Here is a 22,650-nt window from a genome sequence, read left to right on the forward strand (position 1 = left end):
ATTATTATAACATTACTGCTTATTATTTCAAACACAAAAGGGCTTTTAACTGATTTTCAACCTGATTATCGTTGTAAAATAAGTGTTATCAGTGCTATACAAATGGGCATTTTTTATATTGCCGCTTTTTGAATTAATTTTCAAAGGTTGATTTGTCTTGACTTAAGAAAGTATCGGATTTAAATTCAAATTATCTTATCAATTTAACGGAGATATAAATGAATCATAAAGTTATAGTAACAATTTTAATTGGCTGCGTTTTGCTTCCATTATCCGGCTGTCAGCTTCTAAGTGTAATCCTTTCTCCCGGCTCAAGTGATGCCAGGGTAGAACCCGACTTTGATCTGATGGCTGCCAACAAGGAATCCCAGGACATCCTTCGGGTAGCAGTAGTTGTTGACCAGGCCTCTTACATTCGTTCCGAGCTTAACCTCCGCTATAATCTGACGAATGCTGTAAATGCGTTGTTGACTGCGAAGTTAAAGTTGGATGATCAACAGCTCATAGATTACAAGGAAATCGCCATGATAAGAAACTCCGAACCGGATTTTTCACGGTTTTCTCCAGTCGAAGCCGGCAAACGCCTGGGCTGTGATTATGTTATATTTGCTTCAATTGTTCATTACGATCTTCATCCTCTGCCTGAAAAAGAGTATTACGCTGCAACCGCAAAGACAATCTTTTCTTTTCACGGAGTTAATGAAAACAAAAGGCTTATGCCGCTTGAAAAGCAGAGCAAAACAGCCGAGATTGAAATAGAACTTGAAAAAGGGCTCCAGCAGAGTGTCTCACGTATCTGTAGATCTACGGCGTATTGTATCGTCAGAGATCTTTATCCAGTTCCTCGTAATGAATATGACATAATGGATGAAAAACGAAAAATGGCTTGGGATTAGAATTAGTCCATTTTTTCTAAATCAAATAAAATCAAGAACTTGAATTAGATTTATGTCTCTGTTTGAATTCTGTTATTAAGAATTTGAACTGTCGGATTCTGTTCGGGTGTATCATAAGTATAAAGATACCACCCAGAATATTGCCTATTGTAACCGGAAGAATATTTTTGAACATTATCCCCTGTTCAAGTATCGGAGTACCTTTTGCCAGCAGACCTATTGGTATCAGGTACATATTTGCCACACAGTGTTCAAATCCGCAGGCGACAAATGCCATGATCGGGAATATGCAGCAGACGATTTTTGAGATAATATCACGAGACATGGTAGCCATTATTATCGCAAGAATTACCAGCATATTACAGAAAAAACCTCGAATCAGGCATTCCATGAAGGGCAGACTGATTTTGGCTTCAGCTATCTTTACGGCTATTTCACCTGCCTGGGTAAGTTGGGCAGAATTACCCATCAAACCGGACTGCCATATCAAAACAGCTGTTAAGACAGAGCCTATGAAGTTGCCGGCGTAAACACCTATCCAGTTTCTGATAAGTTTTTTTACGGCAAACAGATGCGTCAGTGTCCCGACCAGCATGATTATATTGCCGGTAAACAGCTCTGCGCCGGCTATAAGTACAAATACCAACCCTAAGCTAAATAAAGCACCTCCAACAACCTTGCTGTGTCCCTGGGCGAGTGCCGCGATAAAGAGCTGGCTGCCCAGACTTATATAAAGGCCTGCAAGAACTCCCAGAAGCAGAAGCTGCCAGGTACGTGTGTTAGCCTTTTTAATACCAAGTTTGGATATAGCTGATGAAAGCTCTTTGAGTGATAGTTTCGGGTCGTATTTGCCGGTAGCCAAAGTCGTGTGTGCTGCTCGTGCGTTTTCTTTTGAGTTTTGCTCTTCCATCCTGTTTAACTCCTTTCAGGATTCCTTATACGATTACAGAAAATTGCGGTTACAAGAATGTTCTTTTTAATATTTTGCTTATTGCATTTTTTGCAGTTTCAATTGCTGCATCAGAGCCCAGGCTTTGAGCTGAGACCATTTTTACATTATCTATCCCGCATGGGATTATCATTTCAAAAATGCTTAGATCGTTGCAAATATTTATGGCCATCCCATGGTAAGTTGTTCCCTGAGACACCTTTACGCCTATCGAAGCAATTTTACCGCTGTTAGTCCATATTCCGGGGAACCCTTTTTTTCTGCCGGCATGAATGCCCATAGTTTCAAGAAGTTCTATGCCTGTCTGCTCAAGGGCCCTGATATATTCATTTATTCCAAGTTTGATACTCCTGAGATCTATAATCGGATAAATCACAAGCTGGCCGGGATTGTGTGCCGTCGTTCCACCGCCTCGCCTCACAGGGTAAATACTTATTCCGGCTTCTTCTATCCGTTCAGGGGCTGCAACAAGTTTATTTTCAGATTCACGGGCACCAAGCGTTATAACCGGATTATGTTCAGTTATCATAACGGTGTTGGGTATTTCACCTAAAATCCTGCGCGAAAGCATTGTTTTCTGAAGCTCAAGTGCTTTTCCATAATCTGTTATGCCAAGATCTCTTATGGATAATACTGATGAGCCGTCTTTTTGCATCTTTTCAGCCGTAAAGTTGCTTAGTTGTAAACCGTTTCGCCGATATATTCTGGAACCAGGATTTTTATCCCCTTGACTATCTCGTCGTGATTTTGCCTTTTGGCTATATCGGCGATTTTCTCAATACCTTCCAAGAGCACCTCTCTGTCAACGGCTTTATTCTGCCATATACTGATTTTTGGATGCCGTGTAGCTTTCATGTCTTCGCCCTCAATAGATAGTTCTTCAAACAGCTTTTCTCCGGGACGAAGGCCTGTGAAAATCACGTCTATATCCTCGCCGGGCCGATAGCCGCTAAGCGTTATCAGCTCTCTTGCCAAATCAACTATCTTGACAGGTTCACCCATATCCAGAACGAATATCTCCCCGCCGTTGCCCATTGTGGCGGCCTGGAGAACAAGTTTGCTCGCTTCAGGAATTGTCATAAAATAGCGTCTCATATCAGGATGGGTTACTGTGACAGGGCCTCCTTCTTCGATTTGTTTCTTGAAAATCGGTATTACAGAGCCGTTTGAGCCCAATACATTTCCAAATCGGACAGTAACAAAATGAGTTTTACTGTTTTTATTCAGACTCTGGATATACATTTCCGCGATTCTCTTTGACGTTCCCATCAGGCTCGTTGGGTTAACCGCTTTGTCAGTGCTGATCATGACGAATGATTTTGCGCCGTATTCGTCCGAAGCGTTGGCGATATTAACGGTGCCTAAGACATTGTTCTTTATAGGCTCTCCGGGATTGGTTTCCATCAGCGGCACATGCTTGTGGGCGGCAGCGTGTATCACTACATCGGGCCTGTAGTTGGCAAATAAATAACTTACACGCTCTCTGTCAGTAATGTTACAGATTAAAGCACGTGTTTGGACATGAGGATGTTTGTGCTTAAGTTCTCTGTCTATAAAGAATAACGGGTTTTCCGCCTGCTCAAGCAAAAGCAGAAGTTTGGGTTTGAAAGGGCAAATCTGCCGGCACATTTCCGAGCCAATGGAGCCGCCGGCACCGGTAACCAGAATGGTTTTTCCGGTGAGGAATTCTTCGATCTTATCCAGTTCAAGCTGAACCTCTTCTCTGCCGAGAAGGTCGGCTATGTCCACCTCTCTTGTTTGCGAGACGCTGAGTTTGCCGGACGTTATATCGGTAAGGGAAGGAACTGTAGAGAATTTTATTTTATGTCCTTCTGAAACCTGGATAATGCGTCTGAGCTGAGTTTGAGGGGCACTTGGCATTGCCACAGCTATTTCTTCAACATCGTATTCCTCACAAATCAGGTCAAGGTCGTCAATAGTTCCAATAACCGGTATGCCGTGTATGCTGACCTTTCTCTTGGCCGGGTCATCATCTATCAGGCCTATTACGTTGTACTTTTGGACACGCATACGGAGTACCTCGCGAAGGAGTGTCTCGCCCGCATCACCAGCTCCGACAATAAGCAGATTGGTTATTTTTATTGCTTTCTCTGACCGCATTTCCTCATAATAAAGCCTTACTACAAGCCGTAATCCGGAAAGCAGCATTATCGTGGTGAACAGATCAAGAATTATGATGCCCTGGTCAAAGGAGAGGATTGGGTTAAGCGTTGATTCCATTCCAGGGAAGTAGCTTACAAGGGTATTGCACCCCATCCAGCTTAGATATATGATTACTGTGCTGATAAAAGCCGCAGTAGAAAGGGTTTGGAGGTCAAGTATTCCAACGTACCGCCACCAGCCCTGAAATTGCTTAAAGGCGGCAAATACGATCATTTTTATGACCAGCGAAAAAGCAAGCAGAACAGGAAAATCTGTAGTCATCCAGTAAAGCTGAAACCGCATGTCATTCTTCAGCAGAAAAGCCAGCACTAAAGAAGCCGCAAATACAAATATGTGGGCAGCGATAATAAAAAGAGTGCGGTATTTGATAACCATCGCCTCAAATGTTTTCAGTATTTTATCGCGTTTTCTTGCCCGCTTTTTTCTAATCATGTACTTTTGTTACCTCGTTTAAAAATCAAAGAAAAGCATTTTAGTCACCTGAATGTAAATCGTCAACCTTTAATACCGATTTCAAACTAACTTATTTTATCTTTCAACGCCGGATTTATTTTGTAAACGGCAGAAGGGAAGGTGCTTCAAATCTGCCGGTTAATATAATTGAGCCGCGTACATTAAACTGAGCTTTTGCGTGACAAGTCTTTGATTGTAAAGGGGTAACCAGCCATAGCCCGGTGTTGCTTTGACTAAAATACCCTGTAAATAATATACCTGTCCGGCAGCAGGCGGGTTGTGCCTGCGTATCAAAACAAGAAAAATGACTAACATTGGATTCTGCCGTGCTAAATGTCTTTCATAAGAATAAATTATGTGTTATAATATTTTTAAACGTATTTTTAAGATTATTTATGATAACAAGCTTGCATTGGCGAATAAAAGCCTTAGGATAAACACATTGGCTAAGTTAAGATTACAAAAGATATTAGCAAACTCCGGGATTGATTCGAGACGGAACTGCGAAGAGCTCATTCGTGACGGCAAGGTAAGAGTCAACCGCAGGGTGGTACATGAGCTTCCGGCATTTGCTGACCCGGACACTGACGTCATCACCGTTCATGGCAAACGTATAGAGTCCACGGCTAAGGTTTATTTTCTTCTTAATAAGCCGCGGGGGGTAATATGCACAAATAAAGACCCTCACGGCAGAAAGAAAGCTGTTGATTTTGTGCCGTGTTCCCAACGCATTTTTTGTGTCGGCCGGTTAGATGCCGACACCACAGGAGCGATAATCCTTACCAATGACAGTGAGCTTGTCAATCGTCTTACACACCCAAAGTATAAAATAGCAAAGACTTACGAAGTTGTCTTGAAGGGGCGGCTGGATACCAAAGCCATAGAGAAAATCCAGAAAGGCGTTTGGCTCTCAGACGGCAAGACAGAGCCGGCTAAGATACGGTTTATCAAACGCGGCCCAGACGAGAACGTTTTAGAGGTAACAATAACTCAGGGTATGAACCGACAGGTGCGGCGGATTTTTTCCCGTTTTGGCCTGAAAGTCAAACGGCTCAAAAGAACCCAGATAGGTTCTTTGACACTCAAAGGCGTAGGGCCGGGAAATTTTAAGCCTTTAACAAAAAAGCAGATTAACTATCTTATAAAGCCTTTAGTTAAAAGAAAGCCGGCTGTTAAGAAGAGTTCTGTGAAAAAAGAAAATTAATTAGCATGAATTTAAGCAAGTAATTTAGATAAAAACAAGAAGGAATTATCATGTCAGGAAATAAATATCCTATGACTCCACAGAAAATGGCGAGCTTAATCATATTTATATTCGTCATCATTTTGGTGTTAAGTTCAATATCGACGGTATATTACACTGTCAATACAGACGAAAACGCCGTAGTTACATTTTTAGGCAAGTTCAACCGTGTTACAGGCCCGGGCCTCCATTTTAAGCTGCCTTTTGGCATTGAGAGGGCCGAAAAGGTTAAGGTAACAACAATTTTCAAAGAGGAATTTGGTTACAAGACCATTAAGCCCGGAGTTCAAAGCACGTTTGACGAGCAAAAACAATTTGATACATCTCTTATGCTTTGCGGTGACCTTAGTGTCGCAGAGGTTCAATGGATTGTCCAGTACAGAGTAAAAGATCCAAAGAAATATTTATTTAACATAAGAGACCCGCAAAAAATAATTCGTGACACATCCGAATCGGTAATGCGAATGATTGTTGGTGATTCTTCTGTGGACGAAGTGCTTACAGAACGCAGGATTGAAATCAACGATGAGGTGCACCAGATGATGCAGACAGTGTTGGACTCGTACGAATCCGGCATAAGTGTTGAAGCGGTAAGGCTTCAGGATGTAAATCCCCCTGAAGAAGTTCGCTCGGCTTTTAATGAGGTTAATGCCGCCCAGCAGGATAAAGAAAAAATGATCAACCAGGCCGCCAAGGAGTACAACCAGATTATTCCAAAAGTCAAAGGCCAGGCTCAGCAGATGATAAAACAGGCCGAGGCCTATGCGGTAGAACGGGTTAATGAAGCAGAAGGTAATGCTTCGCGTTTTGTAGCAACATGGCAGGAGTACAAGTTGAGTCCGGATGTGACTCGTCGCAGGCTCTATCTTGAGGCTATGAATGAAGTGCTGCCCGGTATAGAAAAGAAATATATAATAGATAATGAAGTGCAGAGTGTTCTTCCACTTATGCAGCTGGGAGGTAAATAATCATGCAGAATAAACTATTAATAACCATAGCAGTAATAATTTTCGCCGCGGCACTGCTTGCCAAATCTTTCTTTTATGTTGTCAATGAGCGCGAACAGGCTGTTGTGACTAAGTTTGGCGAGTTCAAAAGAGCGGCTACTACAGCCGGTCTGCACTTTAAAGTTCCAATAATCGAGGATATCAGATTCTTTGATAAACGAATTCTTGAATGGGACGGCAATCCGACACAGGTTCCTACTCTTGAGAAGCGGTATATTTGGGTTGATGCCTTTGCCCGCTGGCGTATTGAGGACCCTCTGATGTTTTATCAGACCCTTGGAAACGAGACTCTGGCGCACGGCAAGCTGGATGATGTCATCAACTCTGCCGTACGTAATAAGATTAGTAACCAGAAACTTATAGAGACGGTTCGTAACACCAACAGAGAGATGTTGATGAAGATTGATATTGAGGGTGAACGCAGCCAGGAGCTTACCGCCGTTGAACTTGGCAGGGCAAAACTGCAGCAGAGAATTATAGAAGAGGCAAGTACATCAGCAACTAAATTCGGAATCGAGATTGTCGATATCCGTATAAAACGTCTTAACTACGTAGAACAAGTCCGTACAAGGGTTTATGACCGTATGATTGAAGAGCGTCTCCGCGTGGCGGAAAAGTACCGCTCTGAAGGCGAGGGTGAGATGATGCGAATCCAGGGCGAACGAGAAAACGATGAGAAACGAATTCTATCTGAAGCCTACCGAACATCTCAAGAGATAAAGGGTAAGGCCGACGCAGAGGCTATCAATATTTATGCCGATGCTTACTCAAATGACCCTGAATTCTACAGTTTTCTGAAAACACTCGACAGCTATAAAGAAAACTTAGGTGCTAAAAGTACTGTCATTCTATCTACTGAGAGTGAATACTTTAAATACCTTAATCCCGAAATTATGATGAGTGAATAAGTATAAGCGAACATGACGGCAATAGCCGCTGCTTGTACAAAGCGGCGGTTACTGTCATGCAGGCAAACGAAACCTCTGCGGCTGGACAATAGGCAGACTCACCGCCAGGCCAATATGATAAAGAGACCCTGTCTGACCGAAAAGAGATGTAGTTCACCGCATGTAACCAAAGAAAGATTAGCAGGGCTTATTTTATTTCCGTCGCAGGTGCTTTTACCTGCGTGAAAGCCTGAATAAAGCGGCAGCTGCTAAAAATCAATAATCCGGCGTGTCGAAATCTTGCGGCTTGTAGCCGGGTTCGCCGGATCGCATGACTTCTTCGTTGAAGGCTTTGATTATGGCATGGTGGATCATATCTCTACAATCAGAATCAATGGGATGGGCAATGTCTGCATGGAGCTTAACCCGCCCATGATCTCCTCTTGGATTGCGGTTTTCGTCAAGTTTTGTTCCGCAATTTGAACAGAATCTCGCTCGAAGATAGTTTTTACCGCCGCAATTATCGCAGTGGTCGCTCATCTTCCTGGACGGCATTGCCACGAACAGACCGTTAGCTCCTTCTATAATCTTTATGTCTCTGACAACAAAGCAGTTGTCGAAAGTCATAGAGCAAAAAGCCTTCAGACGGTCATCCTTATTCGTTACTAATTTCACCCGAACCTCGGTAATCTCCATAGAATCCACTCCAAAGTAGAATTTACCATTTGTTGTTATTCACTATTACGCCTTTGCATTTGCAGTGCTCAAAGACATTCGTAATTATTTCGTTATCAAACACTGCTTTTTTACCAGGCAAAGAGAACATTGCAGAGCCGCTGCCTGTCACCATCATCTCAAAGCCGGTTTTCTGCTCAATGCATTCTTTTAAATGTTTCAATTGCGGCTCAATCATGAAACACACATTCTCAAGCATATTTGCGCACATACTGGGCCGCAAATCAAGAAATTTTTCAGAAATTTCAGGAATTATTCGCTTTCTTAGCGTCTCGTATCTTGTTTTGTCAAAAACAAAATTCTTGTAAGCCTCTTTGGTGGAAACTTTTACATCTGGAATTGCCAGCAATGTTTTAAACCCGGAAATATCTATATTTCTGATTATTATTTCGCCTCTGCCCCCGCAAATTGAAGAAGGCTCTCCAATAAAAAACGCAATATCGCTGCCGAGCTGTGAGCAGTAATCCTGCATTTCAGAATCACTCATGCCCAGTTCAAACATCCTGTTGATCCCTAAAAAAGTAGAAGCGCAGTCACTGCTGGCACTTCCCAGGCCGGTTCCGGCAGGAATGTTCTTAACAAGAGTAAGTTTTACACCATGACGCAATTTGCCTTGTTCCCGGAGCAGTTCAGCTGCACGATAGACAAGGTTTGTGTCATCATCCGGAGCCCAGCAGTCGCCGGCGCATATCAACTCGATATCGTTTTTATTGGTCTTCTCAATAATTATCTGATCATACCATGAAATCTTGGTCATTAAGGTTTCGACACCGTGGAAACCATCGGGGCGGCGGGGTGTAATCAAAAGAAATATGTTTATTTTTGCAGGGGCGTTTACAATCAGTTTCTTGCCGTCCTCTTCAAATTGAGGTTTGTGACCGGAAGTTGTTAAAAAATCCATTATCAGCAGACTTTCGTTGACTAAAATACTATATGATTTAGAATTAACGCCCAGAATACGGGGCAGCTTTCCTGCTTTCGTCTCTGGTAATTTAATTAGTGATCCATAATTACAGTATTTAACCATTAAACATTGTCTGTGTCGAGAAATTTATGAATGATATGAGTGAAGCTGAGTTAACCTCACAAAAACAAAGCCTTCCCGGCCAAATAAAACCCTGGCAGCTGCACAAAAGGCTTTATAACTGGGTACTGAGCTGGGCGCAGACAAAGTATGGAGTCCTGGCACTTGTTTTAATCGCCTTTACCGAGCCGATATGCGTACCTATACCCGCAGATGTGATGGTACTGGGTATGGGCTTCGGTAAGCCCAGAAAAGCAATACGCTATTCGCTTATCTGCTCGTTTTTTTCAGTGCTGGGCGGTACTACCGCTCTGCTGCTTGGAATATGGATCGGGGGTGAAAGGATTACCGCTTTTATTCAACAATACTCTTGGGGGCCTCTGCACCTGGCGGAAAAAGCTCAAAAGGCACTCGAACTTTATCAGGAATATGACTTTTGGGCGATAGCGATCTCAGCTTTGACGCCGGTACCTTACATGCTCTTCAGCTGGCTTGGAGGTTTTGCAGGGGTGTCGGTGGTAAAGTTTATACTCATAAGCGTAGTCTTTCGAACTCTGCGTTTCGGCACAGAGGGGGTTCTGATTTATCTCTTTGGAGAAAAGGCAAGAGGGTTCATAGAGAAACACTTTAACACAGTAACTGTTTTTGTTATAATACTTCTGATACTTGCCGCGGCTGTCATTAAACATTTTCGCGGCGGTTGATAATATGTAGTTACTATTTATCAGGAGAGCTGCCATGCTAACAGAAAACAGTAAGCGTATTCTTCTCAAAGCGGCCAAAGAAGCTGTCATTTCTGCTGTAAACGGCGATAAATTCAACCGGATTGAGACGAACGAGCCCGAGCTGCTTGAAAAATGCGGTTGTTTTGTAACTATTAAGAATAAAGGACGTTTACGGGGGTGTCTTGGTGTTTTTACTGCATCAAAACCATTGATTGATATGGTTACTGAAATGGCGGCATCATCGGCAACAAACGACCCGAGATTCTACAACGACCCAATAACACCCGAGGAGCTGGAAGAGCTTGATATCGAGATTTCAGTGCTCTCACCTTTGAGGCAAACTGACGACCCCGCTTCACTGAGGATAGGGCAGGAAGGAATATATATCCGACGCGGCATGAGGAGCGGCTGTTTTCTGCCGCAAGTTGCAGAAGAGACCGGATGGAGCGTAGAGGAGTTTCTTGGAAATTGCTGCACGGGCAAGGCAGGACTTGATTATTATTCATGGAAAGATCCAGATACAAAAGTATATCTCTTTACGGTAGAGATAGTTAAAGACAGTTTTAAGTAATTCTTCCGCAAAAACGCACCTCGTAAAATTACTGGTTTTTAATTTTTTTTAAAACAATGCTTGCATCGCCGCGTAATGATAGTAAAATACAATCAAATTAAAAAGTTAATAACACAGCACATCGCGGATAACATCTTTTGAATATGCTTAAGGAGTGTTTGCTGCACTTAATCTATTACCGTCTCAGTACCGGCTTGAACTGAGGGTGATGAAATGCCGGATAGACGTAATAGATGAGTGCGGCAGCGTTTTAAAAATCCGCTTGTGCTCAAATTGAATATGAAAGGACATTAAAATGAATGCTTCAGTATATGTAAAGATGATGTTCGCAGCGGCAATAGCAATGTTTGTAATATCAGCACCTTCCGTAGCTGATTATGACGTGTCAGACTATATCGGATCGGAGATGCAGCTTTGTGATAGCGGCCAAGACGACTCCCATAATATGGGATGCAAGGCACGCTGCGGCGACGACGAAAAGAAATGTAATCCTGGTGATCCTCCAAAGAAATAACACTAACTCCTTTTAACTACTAATTACTACTACAAACCTCCATAAAACAGACTATATGTCCCCAAAACCCTTAAATTAAGGAAAGTTGCTCGCACTGGGCAGCTTTCCTTTCTTTTTTGGAATAATCGTCTTTCACGCTTATTGCAGAGTATATGCCTCCCATGATATTTACCTGGAAATGCCGTACAAAGGTTCTGTTCCTGCAAAGTTTTATCTAAATCTCAAATGAAATAGCCTGAATTCTTATTGAATAAAGATTTTTAGCAGATATAATTAGAGATTATGTAATTACAGCATATAACTGGCCTTTGGCGGCCGTTTTTATATTTTGAATTTGGCAGTCTGCTTAGATTTAGATACGGTTTATTGAGTACCACGCTTCAGTTATTTGTAAACTTTGTTTCATTAGGGTTTTAGTTTGCAAAAAATTTTTTTTACAGGCAAGTTTATAGTATTGGATGGGCCTGACGGATGCGGCAAAAGCACACAGGCAGCACTATTGAGAGAAAAACTCATTTCAACAGGCCTCGAAGTGGTGAGCTACAGAGACCCAGGTACTACCAGGATCGGTGAAGCCATACGGGAGATACTTCTCGCAACAGAATACGCCGGCATGGGCGATAATGTTGAGGTGCTTTTGTATATGGCGGCACGGGCTCAGCTTTGGCGGGAGAAAATATCCTCTGACCTTGAAAATGGCAAGTGTGTCATAATGGACAGGTGGCTCTCCAGTACCTGCGCTTATCAGGGCAAAGCCGGCGGTTTTGGTATTGACAAGGTGATAAATATTGCCCGGGACAGCCTCGAAAGACTCTGGCCGGACATAACCATTATACTTGATATCGACAGCAGCCTCGCGGCGAAAAGAATCCGGCGTGAACTTGACCGCATGGAACTCAAAGGATGCGGCTACCACAAAATGGTGCGGCAGGGATATCTTGAGCTGGCGGACAAAATGGAAAATGAAACCGGGGACGTATCAGCTTTATTTAAATTGATCAACGCAGACGATACCCCGGAGTCAATACATTCGAAAATTGTTGAAATACTCATAAATAATTTGGGAAAAGGTATTTAGAGTCTTGGTTATATTTAAAATTTATAATCGGACTCAAAACCCTGAAACCCTGTAGTACTATTTAGATAATAATAAGTCACAGTTTTAATATGGAACAGGCAAAATTAGATGAATTGCAAGAGCTGATTGGATACCGCTTTAAGGATCAGCAGTTGCTGTCTCTGACCTTGACACACACATCGTCAGTTTCAGACCGAATTGAAAGTAACGAACGCCATGAATTTTTTGGGGATGCAGTTTTAGACCTGGTTATCTGCCAGGAGCTTTTTGAGAAATACCCCGACTATTCGGAGGGCGATTTGACCAAAATAAAAAGCCGCCTTGTCTCTCGTGAGACCTGTGCGGAGGTCGCTGAGAAAATAAATCTTGTTGACTATCTTTACGTAGGCCGCGGTACGGGCAGCCGAGGTTTAAAGGGTTCAATCGTTGCCGGCACCCTCGAGGCGCTGATAGCAGGTATTTATATTGACGGCGGACTAAAGCCCGCTGCGGAATTCATAAACAAACTCTTTGGTGAGCTTGTTGACAGTGCCGACGCCGATGAACACCAGGATAACTATAAATCATTGCTTCAACAGTATTCACAACAAAATTTATCGGAATTGCCCATTTATGAGGTAATAGATGAGCAGGGGCCCGAGCATAATAAATGTTTCGAGGTTGAGGTTTCAATCGGCAATGTGCATTATTCAAGTGCATGGGGTATCAGCAAAAAGATAGCCGAACAGGCCGCCGCCAAAAAGGTGCTTGAGGAGTTGGGCGTAATAGAAGTACAAAATAAACCTTAAGTCAAATATTAAATTAAGGAAGGTCAATATGGACAGACGCTGCTTTATGAAAGTCTATGGGGCCGGTATGGCCGCGGCATTACTGCCGTCAGGAGCCTGGGCCATGGCAGGCAAACAAAGTGACGTTTTGCGGGGTTTTATTGTTTCAGACGCTCATTTTGGCTGGGACGGTGGTGATCAGCCGCGAATCAGCGAGCAGCGGGAGGCAATGAGGAATATCGTCTCCACATTTGGGAAACTGGACTTGATGATTGACACCGGCGATGCCTACCACGGCAATCTAAAAGGAGATGTCAGGGGTAAATCCGCAGGAGACTGGACTGATATCATATCAGGTGAGACTGGTTCGTTGCCGATGCTTTATGTGCCGGGCAATCATGAAATTATGGGCTGGAGAGAAGGGGACCCTGAGTGGAGGTGCAATCGGCTTGGAAGCCTTCCGTGCCGCCCGTATTACAGCTTTGATATAAAGGGCATACATTTTGTTTCTGTACCAGAGCTTATGATGGCTGTCTATGTCAACAAGGAAACTATTGAGTGGCTTAAGCTCGACCTTGAGGTGAATCGTGACAAGACGGTTATTTTGCTCTCGCACAATAATATAAGCGGAACCACGACTCCTGACGAAGAGGGCTATCGCGGTCTTGTCAACAGCGCAGAGCTGTATGATATTATAAAGGCCAACCCGAATATTATAGCCTGGATGCACGGTCATAACCATAATTATCAGATTGTTCAAAAGGACAACTGTATGTATGTTTCCAACGGCCGGATTGGCGGTTTTGACCCCAGCAATGGCCAATATGGAATCGGAGGGATCTATTTTGAGCTATCAAACAACCTCCTTGATGTAAAATGTTACAGTGCACAGTTTAAACGCTTCCTTGGGCCGGACGACGGGCCTCAGCTCGCAGGCAGGATGAAGGCAAAGACATCTCTGGATCCGGCAAAACCGATGGCATACAGTTTTGGTACCGGCGGCGCAAGAGATACCGAGCGTATCCCGATGGTTAATCACTATACCTCGAAATCTGAGTCGGCCAAACTGTACATTACCGGAGCCGACGACGAAATAATAAATGAAGATACAACGCTGAGTTATTATCAGTGTCGGCCCAGTAATACTCACATGCAGCTGTTTGGTTTTATCGTTCGGGACCCTCAAAAGCTGTGGCGATGGGACGATCCGGGCATTACGCTTTTTAAACGCAGTGACGGTAAGGATATACGTGTTACTGCTCCTCATTACGGTGCAGGCATGTGCAGTTACTACCGCTGTCCACCCGATCAGGAATACGAGGTTACGCTTGAGCTTGAAGGAAGCGGGCAAGGGCCAAAACTTGACATAGAGTTTATGTATTTTGACCGAACGGGAAAATATCTGGAATCAAAACACGCTCCGCTTTACGATATAAAGGCCGGTAAGCAGAAAGTGGTTTACAGCGGCATAGCCTCTAAACCGACAAAGGCTGTTACTATATATGATGATCCGGATGAGCATAATATACTCAACTTCATAGTGCAGTGTATTTTTACCGATATGACAAGCGAAGTGAAAGTTAAGTCTTTTGAACTTCGTTTTAAAGGTGCTCATGGGGCTACCGTCGATCCGGCAGTTATTATTGACGGCAGAAGATATTCCCGTAAAGGAACTTTGAAGCAGGGTGAGTTGGCCGAGTTTGATATTCCATTGCTCAAGAATAAATCACAGCAGACATATCAGCTCAGTGCCGGCGGCAACAGACGGCTAAGCTGGCTTATTAAGTATGACCATCTTGACTGGCAGCTGCGTAACGCAGCCGCGGCAGATATGGGAGAGTATATACAGATTGACGGACTGAGAAATCAGTGGAGTCATGAAAAAGAAATTTTATTTGCTCCAATGGCGGCTACTGACGAACCGTTTGTGAGCAGGCTCCGCGGAATAACAAAAGCCAGGATTTACCCGGTTGACAGGGGCAGCAAAAACCTGAAAGTAAAAATAGAAGAGTGTTATCCAGGCATTAAACCAATTGTTTTTGTTCGCAGCGATAATAAGCCGGCTTCTGTGTCTGCCTCTGAAGGTTTCTCTTATAAAAACGGTATAATTGAGATAACCGTTAAAAAGGGCGAAACAATAGATGTTATTTTATAGCATTCGGATTGCCGCTTGTGGGCATCTATAGGCCTTCGCTAATGTTATATACCATAAGAACATCGCCGTGGCGTATGTAAAGTCTGCCGCCGCAGATGACCGGATGTGCCCAATGGTGATCTTCGCCCATAGTTACCTTAAATGAGCTGACGACTTCAAATTTATCCGGGCCTGCTTTTACAAGAGCTACTGTTCCTTCTTTTTCTTCGTAGCAGTATAGCATTCCGTCAGCATATGTCAAACAGCCTTTGCCGATCCATGAATGGTCATACATTACCTTGCCGCTGTCCCATTCGAGGCATACCCAGTTGCCGTTTGAATTGCCGCGCCAGCTTGAACCGTAAATGTAGCCATCTACGAGAACAACTCCGCCGTGATGAGTGTCGAGCGTTTCGTCTTCCCATTTGACCTTTATGCTGCTGCCGTCATCATTAAGTTCAACCATTACTCCGCCGTCATCATAGCCGCTGGTGGCATAGACCATTGAATCTGAATATACGGGCGTAATGGGGTTTATATCTTTCTTCCCGTGTTTATGTTTCCAGAGAATTTCGCCGTTAGATGCATCAATACCGACAAGTGACTCAAGCATTGTAATGATGACTTTTCTGCCGCCGCGTTCCACAAGTATAGGCGAGCAGTAAGCGCTTTTCTCATCAATTGATTTGCTTGCCCAGATTACTCTGCCGGTCTTTTTGTCCAGCGCTACAACGGAAGCCTTTTTGCCGCCGGGGGTAACAATAACCTTATCGTCAACGATCAGCGGCGACTCTGCAATGCCCCAGTTGCCGTATTCTCCTTCGAAATCCTGAAATACATTCTTTGCCCAGAGAGGTTCTCCTTTGGCTGCTTCAAAACATGCAATAGAACCCTTGCCGCTTATAACATAAACATTGCCGTCATTGACTGTTGGGGTTGAGCGGCTGCTCTCGTATGACCTGTCCCATTCGGGCCCGTAATTTCTTTTCCAGGCGAGTTTTCCGTCCATATCAAAGGCGAAGAGCACGCCTCTTTTGCCTATCATTCCGGTTGTGTATATCAATCCTTCAGCAATTGATACCGTAGAATAGCCCTTGCCCAGACCTTTAGCCGACCAGATTATTTCGGGGCCGCTTTCGGGCCATTTTTTCATCAGGCCCGTTTCTTTGGATATACCGTCGCGGTTATGGCCTCTCCATTGCGGCCAGTCGGGTTTATCTGTAGTTTCAGCCGCTGACGAAGCAGCGGGGGAGTCTTTTTCATCTGCCGCCACGTCCAGGCAGACCATCTCGCCGCCGGCGTTGCGGGCGTATATCCTTCCGTTTGCCAGAACCGGAACACTCCAGCATCGGCTGCCGGAGAGAATTTGAGCTCCAGATATCTGTTTGAAACCGTCAGCAGAAGCCTCGGCGATAACGAGGTTGCCTTTTTCTCCCAGTACAATAAGTTTGCCGTCAGCAATCATCAGGCTGCCCATGCCGAAGCCGCCCTGGGCCCAGATAATTTCCCCTGTTTCCAGGTTGATACAGCGGAGCTCGCCGCCTTCGTCAACACCGTAAATATGCCCCTCATATAAAACCGAAGGGTTCATTTTGTTACGCATGTTTCTATTTTGCCAAAGTTTAGATGCTTTTTCGCCCTCTACTTTCAGCAGGGCACAGCCAGTTCCGTAGCCGGAAGAAATAAAAACTCTATCGCCCGTGATTATCGGGTCTGCCGCGTTCACATCATGTCTGGTTTTCCACGGATATGTCCAGATTATCTCGCCGTAAGCAGTTTCAAGGCCCGCAACGTTGTCGAAACCAAAGTTTACTAACTGCTCTTTTCCGTTGAGTTTACTCATAACAGCGGTTGCATATCCGCCGGGTTTGTCACTGGGCGACCAGAGCAGTTTGCCGTTTGCTTTATCCAGAGCAGTTGCCTGGTAGCCGACATTATAAACGGCCATGCTGCCAACAATCAATGGTGAGCCTGCCAGGCCCCAGGTTGTATTTTCGGCACCGGTTACTTCAAGAATATTAGTTTGCCAGATAAGTTTTCCGGTGTCGGCTTCAAGACAAAGGGCATCTCCGGTTTTACTCAGTGTGTAAACCCTGTCATCAGATACTGTTGGAGTAGCAGATGTGCCGCCTTCGTAATATTTGGGATCCAGGGGTTCGGGGTAGCTGTATGTCCATATCTGTTTGCCTGTAGCCGCGTCAAAACAGAACACAACGTCTTTATGCTCGGATTCGTCAATATCTTTTGAGCCGGTGTTTCCGAAAGTGTAGGCTTTTCCCCGGGAGACCGATATAGTGGAAAAACCTGTGCCGATGTTTGCTTTCCAAAGGGGGGCGGCGTCTTCTTTTATTTTTTCTGGGCTCCACTCGGATTCATGTGATATTCCGTTGTAATCGGGCCCGCGCCAGTGCGGCCAGTCAGCGGCAAATGATAAACCGCAAACGCACAATAGAAGAACGGCTAAAAACGCTGATTTTCCAGCAGACAGGGTATTTTTCATAAGCAAATCCTTTATATTTTTTTACTGATATTTAAAATTTATTATACAATACTAATAGGAATTGTCAAATACTATTATTAAAGTACAGTTAAACCCTCTACTTTGTTTTGCCGGTACCGGGGGAGTATTTGACATACTTTGAAATTTGAGATTTGAGATTTTGTGCCTTTCTGCTAAAATGCCTGCATGACGCGGATTATACACAGGTATATTTTCAGGGACCTCTTTAAGGTCTTTATACTTACGACACTGTCGATGACACTTATCTTCAGTATCAGCCAGATGTTGCGCCCAATCCAAAAATACGGCGTCGCCCCTGAACAGGTTTTCAAACTGCTTTGGTATTTTTCGCCGGTGATGCTCTCTTTTGTAATGCCTATCGCGGCGGTATTCGCCGCGAGTATAACCTACGGCCGCTTTGCCAGTGACAACGAGTTTGACGCATGCCGTGCATCGGGTATCAGCCCTCATTCTCTGGCAATGCCCGGTCTGGTGCTGGCGGTCTTTGTTGCTGTATGCAATCTGCTGCTTAATTTTTATATCTCTCCTGTTTATATAGACAAAGCCGAGAGAAGCATACAGGCTAACGCCAGGGAGATAATCTTTCGAAGCCTTGAAAGAAACGGTTATTACGAGAACAAAAACGGCAGATTCAAGATTATGTCAGATGTTGTACTGCCGGAGGAAAACCGTCTTCTTGGGGTGAATATCCTGGAACAGCGTAAAAATAAGAGCGGCTGGCTTGTAACAACACCCGAGGCCCAGGTTGAGATTGATACGCACCGCCATTACAACAATATAGTCGCTGTTGCTCATGATGCCTATTACATTGACGGCAAAACCCAGGGTTATTCCAGAAGATTGCCCGTTATGGGCAGATTTGGCTCTTTATTAGGCGAGAAAGTGAAATTTCTTAAATATGATGAGCTCACGGAAGTGAAAGACAATCCTTACCTTTTTAACCCTGTCCGCGAGAAAGTGCTTGAAGTGTCTGACCAGCTTTCTGCGGAGCTTTTTTCAGAATACATTTCCCGTTCATTATCCGATAACGGCAGATTCGAGCTCTTTACTCCCGCCCGCAGGCTTGTGGTTCATTGCGGCGGCGCAGAAGCTCAAAACAAGAGTACAATCAGACTTCTGGGCGAGGTCAAGACTGTCGAATACGATAAACTGCTGGCCGAGAGGATGATAAAGACCTGGGCCGGCCGGGAGGCTTTTCTACGTCTTGATGCTGATAGAAGCTGGGTTTTGAGTATGCCCAGTGCTGTCTGGAAGAGTCCCGACGGCATAGAAGGTCTCGCAGCAGACCACAATATGCGCGGGATTTCCATGCCGGCCGAGCTGGAAGATCTGTTCAGTGAAGAAAACATTCTCCATACAGTTATGAACGAACATCCCGATGAGCCAACCGAGGAGCTTAAAACCCTGCATACAAGGGTAAAGGACAAAATAGTGGATGTTTATGCCAATATCCACGCTGAAATACATTTTCGCATTGTATTTGCGATTGGCTGTATCAGCCTTGTGATTACCGGTATGGCACTTGGTATAATATACAAGGGCGGCCACGTATTAACAGCGTTTGGTTTGAGCTCAATACCGGCAGGATTCCTTATCGTAGTTATAGCCGCGGGAGAAAATATAACTAAAAATGTACCCAGCGGTGCCGAGAGTTTCTCATACAACGGAATTTACCTGATGTGGGCAGGTCTCGGTGTATTGATGCTTATATCGGGGCTGGTTTATAGAAGAATAAATCATGCATAGAAGTTAGTAAAATATTTCTGTAGATTATATGCGGACATTAGATAGATACATAGTTAGAAACTTCCTCACGGGGTACCTTATAGCGTTTTTCGTGCTTATGGGGCTGCGAATCATAATTGATATGTTTATCAATCTTGACGAGTTCAGCAAACACTCAGAGCTCGGCGTTGTTCAGGTTATGGCTAACATCTGTAATTTTTACATGATTCAGAGCAGTGTCTATTTCCGCGATTTTGCCGGTCCGATCAATGTTGTCGCGGCAGTTTTCGCTCTTGGCCGAATGACCAAAAAGAATGAGCTTGTAGCGATGATGGCATCGGGTATCAGCCTCAAGCGGGTTATCATGCCGATAATCTTTTTCTCGGCATTACTTTCAGGTCTGTTGATAGTTGACCAGGAATATATCATTCCTTCGCTTGCCGGCAGTATTGTTCGTGACCATGATGAGTTGCCCGGACAGCAGAACTACAGTGTTTCATGTCTGATTGACAAGAACGGCTCAATAATCAATGCGTCTCAATATAGCGAAGGCGCCCAGACGATGACAGGAGCGTCTATCATTCTGCGAAAGCCGACTGATGAGGGGTTGTGGCAGACGATAGGCTGGATCAGGGCTGACAGGGCGGTATATAACCCTGTAAAAGATGTCTGGGAGCTTTACACAGAAACAGAAAATCCAGACGGAACTGTTGATACAACGCCCGGCGGCGACCTACAGAATATAATTCCTTATGCCAGCACTGAAGATATCCCCGCTCACAGGGTTGTGCTTTCGTATAAGACCGATCTGACACCCGAAATCATACCGGTTCGGAGGAAACAGCAGTCAGTTACTTTGCTTAGTTTTTCTCAGCTTCGAGAGTTTTCCAAAACCACTCCCCGAAGCCATGACCGGGCAAGGATGCTGCTGGAGCGGAATACACGGATGACAGACCCGATAATCAATCTGATTATGCTTGTCATTTCGCTGACGGTTCTTACCTGCCGTGATAACAAGCAAATGAAGTCTGCTATTATGGTCAGCTTTGGCATAACGGTGGGCTGTCTTATATTTACGTTTGTATGTAAAATGTTCGGAACCGAGCAGGTTTTTGAAAAGGTAAGGCCGAACTTGTGGGCATGGCTGCCGGTGGTGGTATTTTTGCCTGTTGCGGCTTTTATGTATGACTCTATGAAAACATAGTTTTCAGTGAGAGATACAAGTATCCAGCCCGATAGTGCTATTTGAGATACTTTTAGAATTGCGGTTTTTAAAGGAAGATAATATGCGATACGACATTTCAGATTTAGGATGGCATTTGAGCGGTTTTGAGCCGTTTGAGTGGGAACTTGAGAAAAGTGCTGAAATCGGTATAGCTCTTCAGCCTGAGATTGGACCTGTGCCTGCCAAAATCCCAGGTTCTGTGCAGCGAAGCCTTCACGATGCAGGTCTGATAGAGAACTGGGAAGTTGGGCACAATTGCCGCAATATAGAGTGGATAGAAAACAGACACTGGGTTTATAACGCGACACTGCCGGCAGATAAAACTCCCGGGGGCTTGCGGCACAGTCTTGTTTTTGAAGGCCTTGACGGCCAGGGCCGCATATTTGTCAACGGCAAGTGCGTGCATCACTTTGCAAACGGTTTCGTCCGGCACAGTATTGATATTACAGACGCTTTGGAAGATGGCGACAATCAGCTTGCAATGGTTTTTGAATGCAGTCCGAGGTGGCTGGGGCAGTTCGGAAGGACTTCGCAGATACGAGACCTGAAGGCGCGTTTCAACTACGGCTGGGACTGGAGCAAACGGCTGATGCAGATAGGCGTTTACGGCGGTGCCTGGCTTGAAAGCCGCCCGGATGAAGGACGCTTCGACGCGTTTTTTTATACCGACTATGACCTTGAGACAAGAGAGGGCAGCCTTTTTATCTGCCCTGAGCTGAGCGGGCTTTATTCGGCCGTCGTTGAGGTTGAAATCGACGGAGGTGTTCATTCCTCCACAATCGAGATAGACTTCGGCTGTGATGAATACATAATTGACGAGCTCGAAGTTGAGCCCTGGCATCCTAACGGCTGCGGAGACCAGAAGCTCTACCAGCTGGAAATAAAAGCTCTCGCTCCTGATGGAAAGCTGCTGTGGCAGGCATCACAGAAAATCGGCTTTAAGAATATTCAGTGGAAACAGTGCCGGGACGCACCAAAAGATTCTGATCCCTGGCTGTGCTGCGTAAACGGCAAAGATATTTTTCTCCAGGGTGCCAACTGGACGCCGATACGGCCCAACTTCGCCGACCTTGAAAGAAAAGATTATCAGCAGCGTATAAAGCTCTATGCCGACCTGGGTTTCAATATATTTAGAGTGTGGGGCGGCGGATTCCTCGAGTCACGCGATTTCTACGAGCTGTGTGATGAATACGGGATTATGGTCTGGCAGGAGTTTCCGCTCTCTTCCTCAGGTGTGGACAACAAAACACCCGATGACGATGAAACAATAGAACTGATGTGCCGGACCGTGCGTTCGTATGTTCGCCGCCGAAGCAGTTATGTCAGCCTTCTTATGTGGTGCGGCGGCAATGAGCTGCAGAAAAAGGGCCCGCACGGCACGATTAACGGAATACCGCTTGACGAATCGGACAGGATGCTTGGCAGGATGGGACGAGTTTGCAGAGATATGGATCCAATCCGCAGGTTTATCGCGACATCTTCGCTGGGGCCGAGATTTTTTGCTCTTGAGAGCGAATTTGGCCAGGGACTTCACTGGGACGTACACGGCCCGTGGAAGGCTAATGAAATGGACCTGGAAAAATGGAAAAGCTACTGGAGCCATGATGATTCACTTTTCAGGTCAGAAACGGGATGCCCGGGCCCGAGTGATGCGTCTTTGATACGCAGGTACCTCGGCGAGCAGAAGCCCGAGCCGTTTTCAGTTGAAAATCCGCTATGGGGCGATTATGACTGGTGGTTTGAGGGCGATATTTTCGAACGTGAAATGGGCAGAAAACCCGCAAAACTTGAAGAGTACGCAGCATGGGGACAGAGCAGGCAGGCCAAGCTGCTCTCTATCGCCGTATCTGAATGTAAACGCCGGTTCCCCGAGTGCGGCGGCATTATAATATGGATGGGCCATGATTCCTGGCCATGTTCGGCCAACACGTCATTGATTGATTTTGAAGGACAGCCAAAACAAGCTGCTCTTGAGCTGAAAAAAATATTCAAAGAACAACAGGATACATAAA

Annotated in this window: 19 protein-coding genes; 13 read left to right on the top strand and 6 right to left on the bottom strand. The window is 44.8% G+C overall.

The annotated features are described in order from the left end of the window. Positions 1-218 precede the first annotated feature (218 nt). Positions 219-896, top strand: a complete 678-nt coding sequence (locus SMSP2_RS01545) for a hypothetical protein (protein WP_146682274.1) — start codon at positions 219-221, stop codon at positions 894-896. Between the two features lie 31 nt (positions 897-927). Here SMSP2_RS01545 and SMSP2_RS01550 read toward each other — a convergent pair whose 3' ends face one another. The 3 genes from SMSP2_RS01550 to SMSP2_RS01560 are packed head-to-tail and all read right to left on the bottom strand — an operon-like array spanning position 928 to position 4,461. After that, a complete protein-coding gene (locus SMSP2_RS01550) occupies positions 928-1,806 on the bottom strand; it encodes a formate/nitrite transporter family protein (protein WP_146682275.1) in 879 nt (292 codons plus the stop codon). Positions 1,807-1,855: 49 nt separating this feature from the next. Then, positions 1,856-2,500, bottom strand: a complete 645-nt coding sequence (gene lipB / locus SMSP2_RS01555) for a lipoyl(octanoyl) transferase LipB (RefSeq protein ID WP_146682276.1) — start codon at positions 2,498-2,500, stop codon at positions 1,856-1,858. Between the two features lie 20 nt (positions 2,501-2,520). Then, entirely contained in the window at positions 2,521-4,461 is a 1,941-nt protein-coding gene (locus tag SMSP2_RS01560) for a polysaccharide biosynthesis protein (protein ID WP_146682277.1), read from the bottom strand. A 463-nt stretch (positions 4,462-4,924) separates the two neighbouring features. On the opposite strand from SMSP2_RS01560, the gene SMSP2_RS01565 reads away from it, so the two are divergent. The 3 genes from SMSP2_RS01565 to hflC are packed head-to-tail and all read left to right on the top strand — an operon-like array spanning position 4,925 to position 7,640. Further along, positions 4,925-5,686, top strand: a complete 762-nt coding sequence (locus SMSP2_RS01565) for a pseudouridine synthase (RefSeq protein ID WP_186804798.1) — start codon at positions 4,925-4,927, stop codon at positions 5,684-5,686. A gap of 50 nt (positions 5,687-5,736) precedes the next feature. Then, positions 5,737-6,693, top strand: a complete 957-nt coding sequence (gene hflK / locus SMSP2_RS01570; protein ID WP_222566383.1) for an FtsH protease activity modulator HflK — start codon at positions 5,737-5,739, stop codon at positions 6,691-6,693. 2 nt (positions 6,694-6,695) lie between these two features. After that, positions 6,696-7,640, top strand: a complete 945-nt coding sequence (hflC, locus tag SMSP2_RS01575) for a protease modulator HflC (RefSeq protein ID WP_146682279.1) — start codon at positions 6,696-6,698, stop codon at positions 7,638-7,640. A gap of 255 nt (positions 7,641-7,895) precedes the next feature. Here the strand turns inward: hflC and SMSP2_RS01580 are convergent, their stop codons facing one another. Further along, positions 7,896-8,315, bottom strand: a complete 420-nt coding sequence (locus SMSP2_RS01580; protein ID WP_146682280.1) for a SpoVG family protein — start codon at positions 8,313-8,315, stop codon at positions 7,896-7,898. A 22-nt stretch (positions 8,316-8,337) separates the two neighbouring features. Then, positions 8,338-9,255, bottom strand: coding sequence for a 4-(cytidine 5'-diphospho)-2-C-methyl-D-erythritol kinase (gene ispE, locus SMSP2_RS01585; RefSeq protein ID WP_186804799.1), 918 nt, complete (start codon positions 9,253-9,255; stop codon positions 8,338-8,340). A gap of 161 nt (positions 9,256-9,416) precedes the next feature. On the opposite strand from ispE, the gene SMSP2_RS01590 reads away from it, so the two are divergent. The 6 genes from SMSP2_RS01590 (at position 9,417) to SMSP2_RS01615 (ending at position 15,188) form a co-directional block, all read left to right on the top strand. Then, entirely contained in the window at positions 9,417-10,082 is a 666-nt protein-coding gene (locus SMSP2_RS01590; RefSeq protein WP_146682282.1) for a YqaA family protein, read from the top strand. Positions 10,083-10,116: 34 nt separating this feature from the next. Further along, a complete protein-coding gene (amrA, locus tag SMSP2_RS01595; RefSeq protein WP_146682283.1) occupies positions 10,117-10,674 on the top strand; it encodes an AmmeMemoRadiSam system protein A in 558 nt (185 codons plus the stop codon). A 295-nt stretch (positions 10,675-10,969) separates the two neighbouring features. Beyond that, positions 10,970-11,188, top strand: a complete 219-nt coding sequence (locus SMSP2_RS01600; protein WP_146682284.1) for a hypothetical protein — start codon at positions 10,970-10,972, stop codon at positions 11,186-11,188. 418 nt (positions 11,189-11,606) lie between these two features. Then, positions 11,607-12,266, top strand: a complete 660-nt coding sequence (gene tmk / locus SMSP2_RS01605) for a dTMP kinase (RefSeq protein WP_146682285.1) — start codon at positions 11,607-11,609, stop codon at positions 12,264-12,266. Between the two features lie 89 nt (positions 12,267-12,355). Then, positions 12,356-13,054, top strand: coding sequence for a ribonuclease III (gene rnc, locus SMSP2_RS01610; RefSeq protein WP_146682286.1), 699 nt, complete (start codon positions 12,356-12,358; stop codon positions 13,052-13,054). Positions 13,055-13,082: 28 nt separating this feature from the next. Then, positions 13,083-15,188 (top strand): metallophosphoesterase family protein, encoded by a 2,106-nt coding sequence (locus SMSP2_RS01615; protein WP_146682287.1) that lies wholly within the window; start codon positions 13,083-13,085, stop codon positions 15,186-15,188. A 25-nt stretch (positions 15,189-15,213) separates the two neighbouring features. On the opposite strand, the gene SMSP2_RS01620 is transcribed toward SMSP2_RS01615, so the two are convergent. Beyond that, positions 15,214-17,667: an outer membrane protein assembly factor BamB family protein gene (locus SMSP2_RS01620; protein WP_146682288.1), complete on the bottom strand. Its 2,454-nt coding sequence runs from the start codon at positions 17,665-17,667 to the stop codon at positions 15,214-15,216. Between the two features lie 186 nt (positions 17,668-17,853). Between SMSP2_RS01620 and SMSP2_RS01625 the strand changes: the two genes are divergently transcribed. The 3 genes from SMSP2_RS01625 (at position 17,854) to SMSP2_RS01635 (ending at position 22,649) form a co-directional block, all read left to right on the top strand. Further along, the gene (locus SMSP2_RS01625; protein WP_146682289.1) at positions 17,854-19,434 is read left to right on the top strand and encodes an LptF/LptG family permease; all 1,581 of its coding nucleotides are present in this window, start codon (positions 17,854-17,856) and stop codon (positions 19,432-19,434) included. A 28-nt stretch (positions 19,435-19,462) separates the two neighbouring features. Then, the gene (locus SMSP2_RS01630) at positions 19,463-20,617 is read left to right on the top strand and encodes an LptF/LptG family permease (protein ID WP_146682290.1); all 1,155 of its coding nucleotides are present in this window, start codon (positions 19,463-19,465) and stop codon (positions 20,615-20,617) included. Between the two features lie 82 nt (positions 20,618-20,699). Beyond that, entirely contained in the window at positions 20,700-22,649 is a 1,950-nt protein-coding gene (locus SMSP2_RS01635; protein ID WP_146682291.1) for a glycosyl hydrolase 2 galactose-binding domain-containing protein, read from the top strand. Position 22,650 lies beyond the last annotated feature (1 nt).

This window comes from Limihaloglobus sulfuriphilus (assembly GCF_001999965.1).
Classification (GTDB): domain Bacteria; phylum Planctomycetota; class Phycisphaerae; order Sedimentisphaerales; family Sedimentisphaeraceae; genus Limihaloglobus; species Limihaloglobus sulfuriphilus.